General features: G+C 70.9%; 11 protein-coding genes. 10 read left to right on the forward strand and 1 reads right to left on the reverse strand.

The features are described 5' to 3' along the window. Window positions 1–25 precede the first annotated feature (25 nt). The 8 genes from GVL05_RS09170 (at window position 26) to GVL05_RS09205 (ending at window position 12,287) form a co-directional block, all read left to right on the forward strand. The gene (locus GVL05_RS09170; protein ID WP_131845037.1) at window positions 26–1,213 is read left to right on the forward strand and encodes an ABC transporter ATP-binding protein; all 1,188 of its coding nucleotides are present in this window, start codon (window positions 26–28) and stop codon (window positions 1,211–1,213) included. Further along, a complete protein-coding gene (locus GVL05_RS09175; RefSeq protein ID WP_200849189.1) occupies window positions 1,210–2,430 on the forward strand; it encodes a PotD/PotF family extracellular solute-binding protein in 1,221 nt (406 codons plus the stop codon). Before GVL05_RS09170 ends, GVL05_RS09175 begins: the two co-directional genes overlap by 4 nt. Beyond that, window positions 2,427–3,362 carry an ABC transporter permease gene (locus tag GVL05_RS09180; protein WP_123339295.1) on the forward strand — a complete coding sequence of 312 codons (936 nt, stop codon included), beginning with the start codon at window positions 2,427–2,429 and terminating at the stop codon, window positions 3,360–3,362. The genes GVL05_RS09175 and GVL05_RS09180 overlap by 4 nt, the downstream gene beginning before the upstream one ends. After that, a complete protein-coding gene (locus GVL05_RS09185) occupies window positions 3,359–4,219 on the forward strand; it encodes an ABC transporter permease (RefSeq protein WP_131845036.1) in 861 nt (286 codons plus the stop codon). The genes GVL05_RS09180 and GVL05_RS09185 overlap by 4 nt, the downstream gene beginning before the upstream one ends. Window positions 4,220–4,998: 779 nt before the next feature. Further along, entirely contained in the window at window positions 4,999–7,548 is a 2,550-nt protein-coding gene (locus GVL05_RS09190) for a carboxylate--amine ligase/circularly permuted type 2 ATP-grasp protein (protein ID WP_159572964.1), read from the forward strand. Further along, entirely contained in the window at window positions 7,548–9,332 is a 1,785-nt protein-coding gene (locus tag GVL05_RS09195; protein WP_159572965.1) for an N-acetylglutaminylglutamine amidotransferase, read from the forward strand. The genes GVL05_RS09190 and GVL05_RS09195 overlap by 1 nt, the downstream gene beginning before the upstream one ends. Then, window positions 9,329–11,278, forward strand: coding sequence for a prolyl oligopeptidase family serine peptidase (locus tag GVL05_RS09200; protein WP_159572966.1), 1,950 nt, complete (start codon window positions 9,329–9,331; stop codon window positions 11,276–11,278). The genes GVL05_RS09195 and GVL05_RS09200 overlap by 4 nt, the downstream gene beginning before the upstream one ends. Window positions 11,279–11,384: 106 nt before the next feature. Further along, the gene (locus GVL05_RS09205; RefSeq protein WP_200849190.1) at window positions 11,385–12,287 is read left to right on the forward strand and encodes a GNAT family N-acetyltransferase; all 903 of its coding nucleotides are present in this window, start codon (window positions 11,385–11,387) and stop codon (window positions 12,285–12,287) included. A 20-nt stretch (window positions 12,288–12,307) separates the two neighbouring features. On the opposite strand, the gene GVL05_RS09210 is transcribed toward GVL05_RS09205, so the two are convergent. After that, entirely contained in the window at window positions 12,308–13,177 is an 870-nt protein-coding gene (locus GVL05_RS09210; protein WP_159572967.1) for a phosphotransferase enzyme family protein, read from the reverse strand. A 131-nt stretch (window positions 13,178–13,308) separates the two neighbouring features. Between GVL05_RS09210 and GVL05_RS09215 the strand changes: the two genes are divergently transcribed. Both GVL05_RS09215 and GVL05_RS09220 read left to right on the forward strand, forming a co-directional pair. Then, on the forward strand, window positions 13,309–14,286 hold the full coding sequence (locus GVL05_RS09215; RefSeq protein ID WP_159572968.1) for a matrixin family metalloprotease: 978 nt from the start codon (window positions 13,309–13,311) through the stop codon (window positions 14,284–14,286). Window positions 14,287–14,517: 231 nt separating this feature from the next. Then, the coding region (locus GVL05_RS09220) for a hypothetical protein (protein WP_159572969.1) at window positions 14,518–16,168 on the forward strand (1,651 nt) is incomplete at its 3' end.

Below are 16,168 nucleotides of genomic sequence, written 5' to 3' on the forward strand. Positions count from 1 at the left end.
TCCTTCCGAAGCAGCAGGAGGCACCATGGCAATGACCGGCACGTTCGCCGAATCCGGAGCCGATCTCCGACTCGAGCAGATCACCAAGTCGTTCCCCGGGCACACCGCGGTCGACGCGCTGGACCTGACGGTGCCGGCCGGCTCGTTCTTCGCCCTGCTCGGCCCTTCTGGCTGCGGCAAGACCACGACGCTGCGACTGGTCGCCGGGCTCGAGGAGCCCACGAGCGGCACCATCACGATCGGCGGCGAGGACGTCACCGACACGAAGCCCTACCAGCGGCCCGTCAACACGGTGTTCCAGAACTACGCGCTGTTCCCGCACATGAGCGTGCTCGACAACGTCGCGTTCGGCCTGAAGCGGCGACGGATCCCGGACCCGATGACGAAGGCGCGCGAGGCCCTGCACCTGGTCGAGCTCGACGCCTCGGCCGACAAGCGCCCCGCTTCCCTGTCCGGCGGCATGCAGCAGCGCGTCGCCCTGGCCCGCGCGATCGTGAACCGGCCGGCACTCCTCCTGCTCGACGAGCCCCTCGGTGCGCTGGACCTGAAGCTCCGGCACCAGATGCAGCTCGAACTCAAGACGATCCAGGCCGAGGTCGGGCTCACCTTCCTGCACGTCACCCACGACCAGGAAGAAGCGATGACGATGGCCGACACGGTCGCCGTCATGAACGGCGGCCGGATCGAGCAGATGGGCAGCCCCCAGGACCTGTACGAGCTGCCCCGGACCGCGTTCGTCGCGAACTTCCTCGGCCAGTCGAACCTGCTCGAGGGCGAGGTCCGCGGCACGGACGGCCCGCTGCTCGTGGTCGCGACCCCGGCGGGCACCATCGCCGTCCCGGCCGACCGCGCCGTCCGGACCACGGGCAGCGTCGTCGTGGGGGTCCGCCCCGAGAAGCTCAAGATCCGCACCTCGGAGCCCACCCCCGAAGCCGGCCGCAACATCCTCGGCCCCGGCCGCGTGGTCGACGTCTCGTTCTCCGGGGTCAGCACCCAGTACCTGGTGGACGTCCCCGGTGCCGGCCGCGTCTCCGTCTTCGCGCAGAACTCGAAGGGCGGACCGCGGATCGCGACCGGCACCGAGGTCTGGCTCACGTGGGGCGTCGACCACGGTTTCGGCCTGGAGGCGCACCCCGCGTCCGACCAGACCGTCACCACCCACGCCGCCACGGGCCTCCAGTCCGCACCCGCCACGGCAGGATCGCTCGCGTGACCGGCGGGGGACCCGGCCCGGACCTGCTGCGCGGACTGACGTCCGCGCGCGTCAGCCGACGCGGCCTGCTGGCCGGCGGAGGAGCCGCCGCGCTCGCGGCGCTGCTCACCGGGTGCAGCATCAAGGGCTCAGCCGCCTCCGGCGCCGAGAACGCCGTCGACTGGACCGCGTTCTGGCAGGACGCCAAGGCGACGAAGCAGCTGAACTTCGCGAACTGGCCGCTCTACATCGACTCCGACCACGGCAAGTCCGAGTCGCTCGCGCTGTTCCAGAAGGCCACCGGCATCAGCGTCGACTACCAGGCGGTGATCCAGGACAACGCGACGTTCTACGCAACCGTCTCGCCGATCCTGCGGGCGCAGGGTGCCACCGGCTACGACCTGGTCGTGATGACCAACGGGTTCGAGCTGACCCAGATGATCAAGAACGGCTTCGTGTGCGAGCTCGACCACTCGCGGCTGCCGAACTTCGCGGCGAACGCGGGTGACTCGGTGAAGGACCCGACGTACGACCCCGGCAACAAGCACTCCGTCGTCTGGCAGACCGGCTTCACCGGGATCGCCTACAACCCGAAGTACATCGACCGCGAGATCACGTCGTTCCAGGACCTGCTCGACCCGGCGTTCGCGGGCCGCGTCGGGCTGATGAGCGACAACACCGAGCTCGGTTCCCTCGGGCTGCTCGCGAACGGCATCGCCCCGGAGACGTCCACCCCGGCGGACTGGCGGAAAGCGCAGGCGTGGTTGCGGAAACTGCGCCCGAGCGTGACCGGCTTCTACGACCAGAGCTACATCAACAAGCTCGAGAACGGCGACACCTGGATCACCCAGGCGTGGTCCGGCGACGTCTTCCAGGCGCAGCAGTCCGGGTTCGAGGACCTGAAGTTCGTCACGCCGGAGGAGGGCCAGATGATGTGGCACGACAACCTCATGATCCCCCGGCAGGCAGCGAACCCGGTGGCCGCCCTCGAGTGGATGGACTTCTACTACACGCCGAAGATCGCGGGCATCGTCGAGGACTGGGTCAACTACGTCTGCCCGGTCCCCAGCGCCGAGGCCTACGTCCGTGACGAGCTCGACGACGCGACGGTGGCGGACAGCCCGCTGGTGTTCCCGGACTCCGACGTGCTGGACCGGTCGCACGAGTTCCGGGTGTTCGAGAACTACGACGAGTACTCGGAGTGGAACGGCATCTTCAACGCGGTGGTGCAGTCGTGACCGCCGTCGGGGTCGCCGGCCCGGGGGCCGCACCGACACCGGGTGCTGGTCCGGCGCCGGTCCGTCGGGGACGCCGTCGCAGCACGCCCTTCCTGCTCGCGCTGGTCGGGACCGCGTACCTCTGCGTGTTCTTCGTCATCCCGCTCGTGTCGGGGCTCATCGTCTCGCTCATGTCGGGCAACCCCGACGACGGGTACACCTTCACGTGGAACTGGGGGATCTACGGCTCCCTGTTCATCGACCCGCAGGTGCCCTACCTGACGTTCCTGCTCCGGTCCCTCTGGTACGGCGCCGCCGCCACGGTCGTGACCATCATCGTCGGCTACCCGGTGGCGTACTTCATCGCGTTCCGGGTCTCGCCGCGGTGGAAGAACCCGCTGCTCATGCTCGTGTTCGTGAGCTTCCTGGTGTCGTTCATCATCCGCACCGACATGTGGGCGTTCGTGCTCGCGTCGCAGGGTCCGGTCGTCACCTTCCTGCAGGCGATCGGCCTGGCCGGCAAGGACTTCCACATCCTCGGTACCGGCGGCGCGGTGATCTTCGGCGACGCCTACAACGACCTGGCGTTCATGGTGCTGCCGATCTACGCCGCGCTCGAACGCATCGACCCGCGACTCGGCGAGGCCGCCAACGACCTGTACGCCGGCAAGTTCCGGGCGTTCTGGCACACCACGCTGCCGCTGTCCCGCTCGGGCATCTTCGCCGGCGTCCTGCTCGTGTTCATCGACAGCGTCGGCGACCCGGTGAACTCGGCGCTGCTCGGCGGCACGAACACGTACACGATCGGCCAGGCGATCCAGGACGCCTACTCCGGCAACCAGCAGTACAACGTCGCCGCGGCACTGTCGACCGTGCTCATGGTCGTGCTCGGCATCATCCTGTTCATCTACGCCCGCGTCTCCGGCACCGACGACCTCGAGGACCTCGTATGACCGCCGTCGCACCGACTCGTCCGTCCACCGCGACCGCCTCGTCGCCCGTCGTCCACCGCCACGGCGTGAACCGTCGCGGGCCCTGGCTCGCGATCGTCTACTGGGTCACCATCGCGATCACGCTCGTCCCGATCGTCTACATGATCGTGTACTCGTTCAACGACGCCCCGACGAACCGGCTGTCGTTCGCGTGGAACGGTTTCACGACGTACTGGTACGCGAACCTGGTCAACGTGTCCGGGCTCGGAGCCGCGTTCGTCACCTCGGTCGTCGTCGCGTTCCTGGCCGCGATCATCTCGGTCGCGATCGGGCTGCCGCTGGCCCTGGCGCTCGAGCGGTACCGGTTCCCCGGCCGCGGTGCTGTGAACGCCGTGGTGTTCGCGGACATCGCGGCGCCGTCCATCGTGGTCGGCTCGGCGTCGCTGTCGTTCTTCCTGTCCGTGGGGCTCGGCACCGGGTTCCTGACCGTGCTCATCACCCACGTGGCCTTCGACGTCGCGTACGTCGTGGTGGTGCTCCGCGCCCGGATCTCCGGCACGTCGCGGGTGCTCGAAGAGGCCGCGAGCGACCTCGGGGCGACGCCGCTCCAGGCCTTCCGGCTCGTGACGCTGCCGTTGCTCGCGCCGGGCATGCTCGCGGCCGGGCTGCTCGCGCTCGCGATGTCGATCGACGACTACGTCATCACCTCGTTCGTCGCCGGGCCCGCGGTGACGTTCCCCTTGTTCGTCTACGGCGCCGCGAAGGCCGGGATGCCGCCGCAGGTGCTGTGCTTCGGGACGCTCGTGTTCGCGGTGGGGCTGCTCGTGGCGCTGCTGAACGGTGCGCTGAACCGGCGCCTGGCCCGGACGCGCGGGTAGGCGCCGCACGCACGGTGCGAGGTGCGTGGCCTGGTGCGAGGTTCCGTACTCCGTGCGAGCCCGCGCGCCTCGCACCGAGCACGGAACCTCGCACGGGGTGACGAAGCGTGCACGGTGCGGACGGGAGGCGCGTGGCGGGCGGGCGTCGTGCTTCCCGACTGCGTGCGGTGCGTCCACAGCACGGTGCGGGGTGCGCGGGCTGGTGCGAGGTTGTGCGCATGGTGCGTGCTTGTAGCGGCGCACGGAGTGTGCAACCTCGCACGGGGTGACGAAGCGTGCACGGTGCGGGCGGGAGGCGCGTGGCGGGCTGGCGCCGTGCCTCCCGTCCGGCGGGTGGTGTGCGTCCACAGCACGGTGCGGCTTTCGCGGGCTGGTGCGGGGTTGCGCGCGTGGTGCGCGCTCGTTACCGGGCACGGTGCGTGGAACCTCGCACGGGGTGGCGAGGTGCGCACGGTGCGGGCGGGAGGCGCGTGGCGGGCTGGCGCCGTGCCTCCCGTCCGCACGTGCGGTGCGTCCACAGCACGGTGCGGCTTTCGCGGACCGGTGCGCGATCCGCGCGGGTCGCACGGTGCGAGGTGCGTGAGCTGGTGCGAGGTTGCGCGCGTGGTGCGCGCTTGTAACCGGGCACGGAGCGTGCAACCTCGCACGGGGCGGCGACGGGCGCACGGTGCGGCCGGGAGGCGCAGCGCTCGTGACGCTCGATTGACGGGCGTGTTACGGACGCGAGTCGGGCGGTGTGCCGCGGCGCACGCCACAGCGGCCGCGCGTAGGTTCCAGCCATGAGTGCAGAGCTGACGCTCGGCGCCGAGGAAGAGCTGCACCTCATCGACCTCGAGTCCGGCCGACTTTCCGCGAAGGCCCCGCGCCTTCTGCCCAAGCTGCCCGCCGACCGCTTCGGCGCGGAACTGCAGCGCACGACCATCGAGACGAACACCCCCGTGGTGCGCACCCTCGACGACCTGCGGCGGGTGATCGTCGACCTGCGCCGGGAGCTCAGCGCCGCGATCGCACCGGCCGGGGTCACCATCGCGTCGGTGGGCACCGCGCCGCGGTCCGAGTACGCCGACTTCGAACTGACCAGCGGCGGGCGCTACGGCCGGATGCAGGAGCAGTACCGGATGCTCGTCGACGAGCAGCTCATCTGCGGCCTGCAGGTGCACGTCGGGGTGAGCGATCGCGACCTGGCGGTGCAGATCGCCCAACGGGTCGCGCCGGTGCTGCCGGTGCTGCTGGCCCTGAGCGCGTCCAGTCCGTTCTGGAACGGGCAGGACACCGGGTACTCGTCGTTCCGCAGCATCATCTGGCAGCGGTGGCCGTCGGCCGGCAGCTTCGGGCGGGTGTCGAACGCGGCGGAGTACGACAAGGTGCTCGACGACCTGATCGCGTCGGGGGTGATCGCCGACAAGAAGATGGCGTACTTCGACGTGCGGCCGTCGTCGCACGCTCCGACACTCGAACTCCGGGTCTGCGACGCCACCCCGATCGTCGACGACGCGGTGCTCATCGCCGGGTTGTTCCGGGCAGCGGTGCGGAAGGCCGAGATCGCCGTCGAGTCCGGCGCCGAGTGGCACCCCCGCAGCGAACCCCTGCACCGTGCAGCGATGTGGCAGGCGGCGCGCACGGGGCTGAGCGGCGAACTGCTCGGCCTCGGGCAGCACCCGGACCGCCTGCCCGCCGAGGTCGCCGTCCGGCAACTGGTGTCCCGCCTGCGTCCGGAACTCGAGGAGCTCGGCGACTGGGGCACCGTCACGGACCTGCTCGAGGACACCCTGGCCCGCGGCAACTCCACCGATCGACAGCGCACCGCGTACGCCGAGCGCGGGGAGCTCGACGACGTCGTCGCCCTGGTGGTCGAGGACACCGCCGGCACGCCGTCCGGACGTGACGAGGACCCGGCGGTCGCGGTCCCCGGGTACCGCGTGCGCGCCGGCGACGAAGCGGTCGGCCCCGGCGCCCGCCCCCGTCCGGCGTTCCGCGACCTGGCGACGTACTTCACCGCCTGGGACGCCGACACGACGAACGAGCACTGCGCCGCACGCGACGCCTGGGCCCGCGAGCACGAGGTCGGCTTCGTCGTGGACGGCGGCGTGCAGGCGTTCGGGTGCGACCTGGTGCCGCGGACGATCAGCGCGTACGAGTGGTCGCAGCTGGAGCGTGGCCTCGGGCAGCGCGCACGGGCGATCGAGCTGTTCCTGCGCGACGTGTACGGCGAGCGGCGGATCGTGGCCGACGGGGTCATGGACGAGCACCAGTTCGTCGGTGCGAACGGCTGGGACCCCGACGCCTCGCGCCTGCCCGGTCACGCGGTGCGGGCACCCGTGCTCGGCTTCGACCTGGTGCGGAACGAGTTCGGCGGCTGGCGGGTGCTCGAGGACAACGTGCGCTCGCCCTCCGGGGTGGCGTACGGCATCGCCCTCCGCGAGCTCATGGACGCCGTCGTGCCCGACGCGCCCCGTCCGGCGCTGTTGCGGGACCCGCACGGCGTGACCGACCGGCTGCGCGAGACCCTGCGCACCAACGCGACCGCGGTGACCGGCAACCCGGACCCGGTGCTCGCACTCGTCAGCGACGGCCCCGCCGCCGGCGCGTGGTTCGAGCACCGCAGGCTGGCCGACGGAGCCGGGCTGCGCCTCCTGGCCGGGTCTGACTTGGACGTCCGTGACGGACGCGTGGTCGACGCGACGACCGGCGACGTGCTCGACGGGCTGTACCTGCGGATCGACCGCGACGTGCGGGCCCTGACCGCGGACCACGCGCCGGAGCTGGGCGCCCGCGTCCTCGACGTCGCCGAGGCCGGACACGTCCACCTGGCGAACGCCCCGGGCAACGCCCTGGTCGACGACAAGGCGATGTACGTCAACGTGCCGGACCTGATCTGGTACTACCTGGACGAGAAGCCGCTGCTCGAGTCGGTGCCGACGTACCGCACGAGCATCGAGGGCGAACGGCTGTCCGTGCTCGACCGGGTCGGCGAACTCGTGACGAAGCCGGTCGACGGCGAAGGCGGTCGCGGGGTCCTGATCGGGCCGAGCGCGAGCGCCCCGGAGGTCGCCGAACGACGACGCGAGATCGCTGCCGACCCGGCCGGTTGGGTCGGGCAGGAAGTGGTGCAGCTGTCGTCGCACCCGACCATCGGACCGGCGGGCCTCGACCCACGGCACGTCGACCTGCGCGCGTTCGTCTACCTGACCGGCACCGGAGTGGACGACGCGCACCTCGCCGACGTCGCCCTGACCCGGGTCGCACCCGAGGGCAGCATGGTCGTGAACTCGTCGCGCGGCGGCGGCGCCAAGGACACGTGGATCATCGGGACGACAGGGGAACGCTGATGTGTGGACTCGCGGGTGAGATCCGGTTCGACGGCACGGCCCCGGACGTCGGAGCAGTGGCGCGGATGACCGGGTGCATGGTGCACCGCGGCCCCGACGGTGACGGGCTGTGGGCACGCGGACCGGTCGCGCTCGGGCACCGACGGCTGTCGATCGTCGACCTGTCCACCGCCGGTGCGCAGCCGATGGTGCTGCCCCGGGCCGGACTGACGATCGCCTACAACGGCATGGTCTACAACTACGCGCAGCTGCGTGACGAGCTGCGCGGCAGGGGGCACGAGTTCTTCTCGACGTCGGACACCGAGGTCATCGCCGTCGCCTACGCCGAGTGGGGCACGGCCTTCGTCGAGCACCTGATCGGCATGTTCGCCATCGCGATCTGGGAGCACGCCAGCGGCCGACTCGTCCTCGCGCGGGACCGGCTCGGCATCAAGCCGTTGTACGTGGCACAGGTACCAGGCGGGCTGCGGTTCGCAAGCTCCCTGCCTGCGGTGCTGGCCGGTGGCGGCATCGACACGTCCATCGACCCCGTCGCCTTCGCGTCCTACATGAGCTTCCACTCGATCGTGCCGGCACCCCGCACGATCCTGTCCGGCGTCGGCAAGCTCCCGCCCGCCACCGTCCGGGTGATCGAGCGCGACGGTACGTCCCGCGACACCGTCTACTGGGAGCCGCGGTTCGAACGCGACCCCGCCAGGGCCGACTGGACCGACCAGGACTGGGAGCAGGCGTTCATCGGGTCGCTCCGCACCGCGGTCGAGCGCCGCATGGTGGCCGACGTCCCCGTCGGCGTGCTGCTGTCCGGCGGCATCGACTCGTCCTTGGTCGTCGGACTGCTCGCCGAGGCCGGGCAGCAGGACCTCGCCACGTTCAGCATCGGCTTCGAGGCCGCTGGCGGTGAGTCCGGCGACGAGTTCGAGTACTCGGACCAGGTCGCGAAGCACTTCGGCACCGACCACCACCGCATCCACATCCCGTCGACGCGCCTGCTCGACGGCATCGACGGTGCGGTCGCCGCCATGAGCGAGCCGATGGTCAGCCACGACTGCGTCGCGTTCTACCTGCTGTCGCAGGAGGTCTCGCAGCACGTCAAGGTCGTGCAGTCCGGCCAGGGTGCCGACGAGGTGCTCGCCGGCTACGACTGGTACCCGCCGCTGGCCGACGTCCCCCGCGACCAGGCGGCGGAGGCCTACCGTTCCGTGTTCATGGACCGCAGGTGGCCGGCGCTGCAGGGGCTGCTCGGGGAGCGCTGGAAGAGCGACGACGACACCCCGTCGGCGTTCGTGGACGCTGCGTTCGCGGTTCCGGGCGCGGAGACGAGCGTGGATGCTGCGCTCCGCAGCGACACGATGACGATGCTCGTCGACGACCCGGTCAAGCGCGTCGACAACATGACGATGGCGTGGGGCCTCGAGGCCCGCGTGCCGTTCCTGGACCACGAGTTCGTCGAGCTGGCCGGCGCGATCCCGCCCGCGCTCAAGCTGTCGGACGGCGGCAAGGGCGTGATGAAGCGGGCGTCGCGCGGCATCGTCCCCGACAGCGTCATCGACCGCAGCAAGGGGTCGTTCCCGGTGCCCGCGATCCGGCAGCTCGAGGGCCCGTACCTGGAGCGGGTGCGCGCGGCACTGCACGCGCCGGAAGCACGTGAGCGCGGCCTGTTCGACCCGGGTACGGTCGAGCGGATGCTCCAGGACCCGAACAGCACGCGGACCGAGATCGGCGCCAACGCGCTCTGGCAGCTCGGCCTGATCGAGATGTGGCTGCAGCAGCAGGGGGTGCGGTGAACGTGGGTTCGATCCGGACTGGAGGCTCGGCGAGCGTCGCGTCGTCGGTCGACGTCCGTCCCTCGGTCATCACCAGGGCCGCGGCCGACCTGGGTGAGCGGCTCGCCGCCGCCTGGGGGTCGTGGGGCCCCACCATGACCCGGAACGCCCGGCGCGTGGCGTTCGTGTCCGACCGGCACGGCACCCCCGAGGTGTTCGTGCAGGACGTCGTCGTCGACGGCGAACTGCCCGAACCGGTCCGGATCGCGCTGTCCGACGACCCCGTGATCCGGGTGTCGTGGTCGTCCGACGGGGAGTGGCTCGCCGTGGCGATCGCGACCGACGGCGGCGTGAAGCAGCAGGTCTGGGTGGTCCGGCCGGACGGCACCGACGCCGCGCAGATCGCCGGTTCGCGGTACCAGCACGCCGAACTCGGCCCGTGGAGCCGCAGCGGGCACCGGGTCGTCATCACGCTGCCCTCGACCGAGGCCGACCAGCCGGCCCGCTCGTACCTGGTCGACCCGGTGTCCGGCGACCGCGACGACCTGGCCGTCGGCGAACTCATCCACATCCTCGACCTGTCGGTGGAGGAACGCCTCGTCGTGCTCAGTGACGGGCAGCGCGGCCAGGAGTTCGTGGTCGTCGTCGACCGGCTGACCGACGAGAGCCACGCCCTGTTCGCCGACGACCCCGACGGGTCCGCGGAGATCGCGTTCCTGCGGCCCTCGCCCGCGAGCGAGACCAGCCCCCTCGTCGCCTACGTCGCCACCGAGGCCGGACTGCCCCGCCGCGGACTCGTCGCGCAGCCGGTCGGACCACACGGCTGGCGTGGCACACCCCGACGCATCATCGAGCGCGCCGACGCCGAACTCGAGTACCTCGACGCCGACGACGCCGGCCGCACGCTGCTGCTCGTCTGGAACGTCGACGGGCGCAGCGAACTCGACCTCATCAACACCCACGACGCCTCGCGCACCCCGGTGCCCGACCTGCCCGGGTACGTCGTCACCGACCCGGTGCTCAGCCGTGACGGCCGGAGCGTGCTGCTCGCCGTCGAGGGACCGACCCGACCGCGAGAACTCTGGCGGCTCGACACGAACGCGCTCACCTGGAGCCGGGTGACCGACGTCCCCGCGCTGCCGGACGTGCAGCTGGTCGAGCCGACGCTCGAGCGGTTCGCCGCGCGTGACGGACTGGAGCTGACCGGCTGGCTGTACCGGGCGGTGGAGCCGGCCACGTCATCGGCCGTCGGCGCTCGTGCTGCTGCTGCCGTGCCTCCCGGCCCGCGCGCAGCGCTCGTCCACCTGCACGGCGGACCGGAGTCGCAGGAACGACCCACGTTCTCGCCGCAGCACCAGGCGCTCGCCGCAGCGGGCTTGACCGTCCTCGCCCCGAACATCCGCGGATCGTCCGGGTACGGACACGAGTTCGTGCACGCCGACGACCTGGCCCTGCGCTGGAACGCGCTCGCCGACGTCGTCGACTGCGCACGGTTCCTGGTGTCGAACGGGTACGCCGACCGCTCCCGGGTGGCCGTCGAGGGCCGCTCCTACGGCGGGTACGCGACCCTCGCATCCCTGGCGTTCACCCCGGACGTGTTCGCGGCAGGTGTCGCCGTGTGCGGGATGAGCGACTTCACCACGTTCTACCGGGACACCGAACCGTGGATCGCCTCGGCGGCTGCGACGAAGTACGGGCACCCCGTCGACGACGAAGCGCTGCTCGCGGCCCTGTCGCCGATGCGTGCCATCGCCGACGTCACGGCGCCGTTGCTCGTCGTGCACGGTGAGCTCGACACGAACGTCCCCATCGGCGAGGCGCACCAGGTGGTCGCGGCGCTGCGGGAGCGGGCGCACGACGTCGAGTACCTCGAGCTCGCGGGTGAAGGGCACGAGTACCGACGGGCGTCGTCGCGGGCGTTGCTGGTGCGGCGGATGGTGGAGTTCGTGGCGGCGCGCTTGGGGTGAGGCGGCTCGCACGCGCCGTGAGCCCCTCGCACCGTGCGAGCCGCAGCACGGCGTCACCGGGTGCAACGATGCGTCGGCGGCGCTCGCCGCGTCGGAGAATGGTGGGATGACGACGACTGACCTGATCCGACCCGGAGAGGTCCTCGTGACCTCGGCAGCGGAGGTCGAGCAGGTCGTCCACCGTGCCACGAACCAGTACGCCTCCGGGGTCGTCGCGGACACCGCCGGGTGGGCGGACGGCGATCGTCGGCGGATCGAGGACCTCGGGTTCCGTGGTGGTGATGCCCGCGGCGAAGCGCTCCGGACCCTCGACCTGACGATCGCCGACGACGGCACCCCGACGCGGATGCTCGACGCACCCGCGATGGCCGCGCTGAACAGCCACCACGCACGGTTCGCCGAGCGGCGCGGCGACGTCGTCCGCTACCAGACCGACGTGTCGGTGTGGACGGGGATCCCCGAGCGACCCACCGCGCAGGACTGGGAGGACGTCCGGGCGCTGCTCGGGTCGGGCGGGATGCTGGGCGTCGGTGCGGCTGCCGTCCTGCCCGAGGGGTGGGAGCTCGTCGAGGGTGCCGGCGGCGTGCAGCTCACCGGTGAGGCGATCGAGGGTGCGCCGGACGACGAAGCCGTCGTGCTGACGCCCGACGACGTGCCGGAGATGACCGCCCTGGTGGAGCGGACGAAACCCGGGCCGTTCCTGCCGCGCACGATCGAGCTCGGCACGTACCTGGGCATCCGGCGGGACGGGCGGCTCGTCGCCATGGCGGGGGAGCGGTTGCACCCGCCGGGGTGGACCGAGATCAGCGCGGTGTGCACGGACGAGGCGTACCGGGGGCAGGGGTTCGGGCGCCGGTTGGTGCTCGCCGTCGCGCACGGGATCCGGGAGCGAGGCGAGACCCCGCTCATGCACGCGGCCGCCGGGAACACCGGGGCGATCGGGTTGTACCAGCACCTCGGGTTCCGGCTGCGGGATCGCGGGGCGCCGCGGTTCGTGCGGGTGCCGTGAGCTGGGCTCGTTCCTGACCGTCAGAAGGCGGCGAGGGCACCCCGGAGCATGTCGTGGCCCTGCGCCTCGAAGCCCTCGTCGCCGACGGCGTAGGCCCAGGTCGCGGTGCCGACGGCCTCGCGGAGTTGCAGCCAGCGCCAGGCGTCCGACTCGCGCGGATCGTCGCCGTAGCCGTCGAAGAACGCCGCTTCGAGGGCCGGATCGTCCTGCCAGTGCAGCACCGCGAGGCGGGTGAGGTCGAACGATGCCGGGCGCCAGCCGAAGCGGCCGAAGTCGATGACGCGGAGCCGTCCGTGGCAGTCGTCTTCGTCGTCGACGATCCAGTTGCGCGGGTGGAAGTCGCCGTGGGTCGGGACCAGGGGCTCGTCCGGGTGGCCGGTGGGGAGCATCTCGAGCGCCGCGCGGATCCGGGCGACGACGTCTGCCGAGATCCGGTGCGGGGCATCGAGCGCGCGGAGGGCCTTCGCCTGTTCGTGCAGCAGGAACGTCGGGTCGTGCCGGGTGCCGTGGTCGTGCAGACGCCGGAGGACCGCGCCAGCCTGCCGGTGGACGTCGGGGGCGTGCTCGTCCACGGTGCCGAGCGCGAGGTGACCAGGGACGCGCTCGAGGATGAGGACCCGGTGCTGTTCGTCCGCGGCCACGAGGGCACCGGCGTCCCCGGCAGCGCGCAGGGCGTCGGTCACGGTCCGGTGCGCCTCGAGTTCCCGGGGGAAGTGGGTGTTGTCCCGGCCGGACGCCTTCACGGTGTAGCTGTCGTCGCCGTCGACGACGCGCAGGACCCTCGTGTCGAGGAGGCCCCACGAGTCGTCCGCCACGAAGACCGCGTCGGGGAGCGTGCGGAGCACGAACGCGATCTGGTGGTCGTCGAGTCCGGTGTCGCCCCAGTGCATGGCGGCACGCTACCCGGTCCGCTCTGCGCACCGCGGCCGTTCTGGGGGCTTGTCGGCCCTCCCGCGCCCCCGGACACTGATGCAGCCGTCCGCCACCGTGGTTCGGGTGCGGTGTGATCAAGGAGGGCGTAGTGCGCACGTCGTCGAAGGCCGCAGCCGCGGTCGTACTCGGGCTCGCCCTGACGGCGGTCGTCGCCGCACCGGGAATCGCGGGAGCGCCAAGCTGCCAGAGGAGCAGCATCTCGATCCACGACCTGGCGTCCGGGTGTCGCGTCACCTCCGGCGTGGTCGCGCTCGAGGACGGCCGGACCTTCGCGATACCCGCAGCCGGCGTCACGCTCACCGCTGCCCCGGTCGCCGAAGGGGACACCGACCCCGGCGACGTTGTGATCGCGAACCGTGGTGCCGCGGGCGTCGCCGTGCAGGTCGACGAGGTGTGGGCCGGATCGCCCACCGCCGTCCGGCAGGAACGCGCAGCGAAGCAACGGCGAACACTCGGGGCGACGATCCGCGGGACTGCCTCGAACGGCGGCGCCACGACGTCCGCGAGCTGCGGGAGCAAGGCGTACGTGCTGACCGGCGCGCACTGGGAGTCGCCGATCCGGTGGCGGTACAACCCGACCGGGGCGAAGGTGTCGAAGGTCGCAGCGATCCAGCGCGGTGCCGAGGCATGGACCGGCACGATCACGGCGTGCGGTGAGAAAGTCCAGTCGACGGCGGCACAGGAGTACCTCGGCACCGCGAAGCAGCAGGCTGCGGTCACCGCCGATGGTGGCTGCGGGACCTCGAACCGGACGAGCGTCGTCGGGTGGGGCAAGCTGCCGTCGAAGACCCTGGCGCTGACGTGCATCTGGTCCTTCACGGGCGGGGACGCATTCGAGACCGACCAGCGGTACTCGACGAGCCACCGGTGGGGATCGACCAGCACCTGCTCGGGCAACCGGTTCGACCTGCGCGGCATCGCGACGCACGAGTGGGGGCACTCGTACGGGCTCGGGCACACAGCGCAGAAGTCGGGGCTCGTGATGAAGCCGTCGTCGACCGTGTGCGACACGGCGCAGCGGACGCTCGGGCTCGGGGATCTGCGGGGGATCGCGGCGCTGTACTGAGTGGTCCCTTCGTCTACGTAGACACGGGAAGGTTCCGGCCTTATCGGTGCGACGCTCGTCGTTTCGACCCCCACATGTGGGGGTGCGGTGGTGAGCGATGCTCCGTAACGTTCTGCGGAGTTGCACAGTGCAGCCATGGGGGCTGTGCGCTGGTGCGACGTGCTGAGGGGTTCTTTTCGCGTGTTCGCTGCGTCGTTGTCTGGTCGTGTTCGTGGAGTTCTGCTGGCGGTGGTGACGTTGGTCGCGCTGCTGGGTTCGTTGCTGGTGGTGGTGTCGCAGCCGGCACCGGCGCAGGCTGTGGTGACCGGTACGGGCGGGCAGTACGTGCCGATGCCCTCCAACGCCCGCGTGCTGGGCGGTGCGACCGAGAAGGGCGTGTTCCGCACGGTGAAGGTCGCCGGAGTAGCCGGACTGCCGTCGTCGGGTATCGGCGCGGTGACGATGATGGTCACGATTGCTGACCCGTCGGGGTCTGGGCAGTTGCAGATGCGCGCCGACGATGACGACACGACGACGCTGATGATGATCTACAACTCTGGTGTCGGCGGGAACACGTCGAACACGGGACTGCTCGCGGTCGCGGATGACGGCACGATCCAGGTGCGGACCGAGACGGCGCAGTCGAAGGTCGTCATCGACATCACCGGCTACTACACGTCGACCAAGAACGGCGTGTCTGCCGGTGGGTTCGTCGCGATGTCACCGTCCCGTGTCCTCGATTCCCGTGGCGGCATCGGTGCCGCGCAGGGGCAGATCCCAGCAGGTTCGCAGCGCACCATCCAGGCAACGGGCTCGAACGGCATTCCGGCGGGTGCGGCGGCGGTCGCGGTGAACATCATCGTGATCAACCGCGAGGCCAAGGCCGGTTACGTCCGTCCCACCCCGACCGGTGAGACTCGCAGCACGGGTGTCCTGAACTACAACTCAGTCGAGGGCCAGTCGACCGCGATGAACGCGCAGGTCGCGTTGAACGCCGATGGGAAGTTCAGCATCGACACCGCTGAGGGTGGCGGGAAGATCGACCTCGTCGTCGACATCCAGGGCTACTTCCTGAAGTCGAACCCGGGTGGCGGCTTCACCCCGCTGAACGGTCGACTCATCGACACCCGCAACGGTGGGAGCATCGCTTCGGGTGCATCGTTCACGGTGCAGGTCGGCGGTGTCCAGGGAGCTCCGACGGTCGAGGGCGGCTTGTCGGCTGCCGCGGTGACGTTCACCGCGGTGAACGACAGTGGTGCTGACTCGTACGCGAAGATGTGGGCCGATGGTGCGGCTGAGCCGGAGTCGTCCGCGATCAGCTCCGACCGGACGTCGAAGATGACGAACACCGTGGTCGCGCCGGTGGGTGCGAACGGGAAGATCCGCATCAAGAACATGGGCAAGGGGGCGATGGACTACCTCGTCGACCTGCAGGGTGCGTACAACTCGCTCCCTGGTGGCCCTGGCAACACGAACCGCACCGGTGAGCGGACGTCGGCGACGACGCTGCCGTTCCCGATCACGGACCAGACCAACGCCTCGGTCGATGTCGGGACCGGGAACCTGCTGGTCACCACGACAGCGATGAGCCTGCCGGGTGTGACGCAGAACACCACGATCGGCGCCGCGTACAACTCGCGCAGCACCACCGTCGGGGATGCAAACACGATGGACGCGAACCGGTGGCAGTACGCCCTCGCCGGCGCGGGGGATCTCACCGCTAACGCACAGGGCGTCATCTACACGGACGCTGTCGGTACGGCGTGGCAGTTCCGGCCGTCGGGGGCGCAGGGTGCGTTCATCAGCCCGGCCGGTCTGCAGCAGACCCTGACCCGCGTCGACAACTCCACGACGCACGAGTACACGCTGAAGGGGTGGACGTCGAACTCGACGACGCACTTCA

The organism is Curtobacterium sp. 18060 (assembly GCF_902706105.1).
Lineage (GTDB): Bacteria > Actinomycetota > Actinomycetes > Actinomycetales > Microbacteriaceae > Curtobacterium.

Bases quoted from the DNA above. Each gene is read 5' to 3' on its own strand.
- GVL05_RS09170 (WP_131845037.1), top strand. From the start codon at position 26: ATGGCAATGACCGGCACGTTCGCCGAATCCGGAGCCGATCTCCGACTC.
- GVL05_RS09185 (WP_131845036.1), top strand. From the start codon at position 3,359: ATGACCGCCGTCGCACCGACTCGTCCGTCCACCGCGACCGCCTCGTCG.
- GVL05_RS09190 (WP_159572964.1), top strand. From the start codon at position 4,999: ATGAGTGCAGAGCTGACGCTCGGCGCCGAGGAAGAGCTGCACCTCATC.
- GVL05_RS09195 (WP_159572965.1), top strand. From the start codon at position 7,548: ATGTGTGGACTCGCGGGTGAGATCCGGTTCGACGGCACGGCCCCGGAC.
- GVL05_RS09205 (WP_200849190.1), top strand. From the start codon at position 11,385: ATGACGACGACTGACCTGATCCGACCCGGAGAGGTCCTCGTGACCTCG.
- GVL05_RS09210 (WP_159572967.1), bottom strand. From the start codon at position 13,177: ATGCACTGGGGCGACACCGGACTCGACGACCACCAGATCGCGTTCGTG.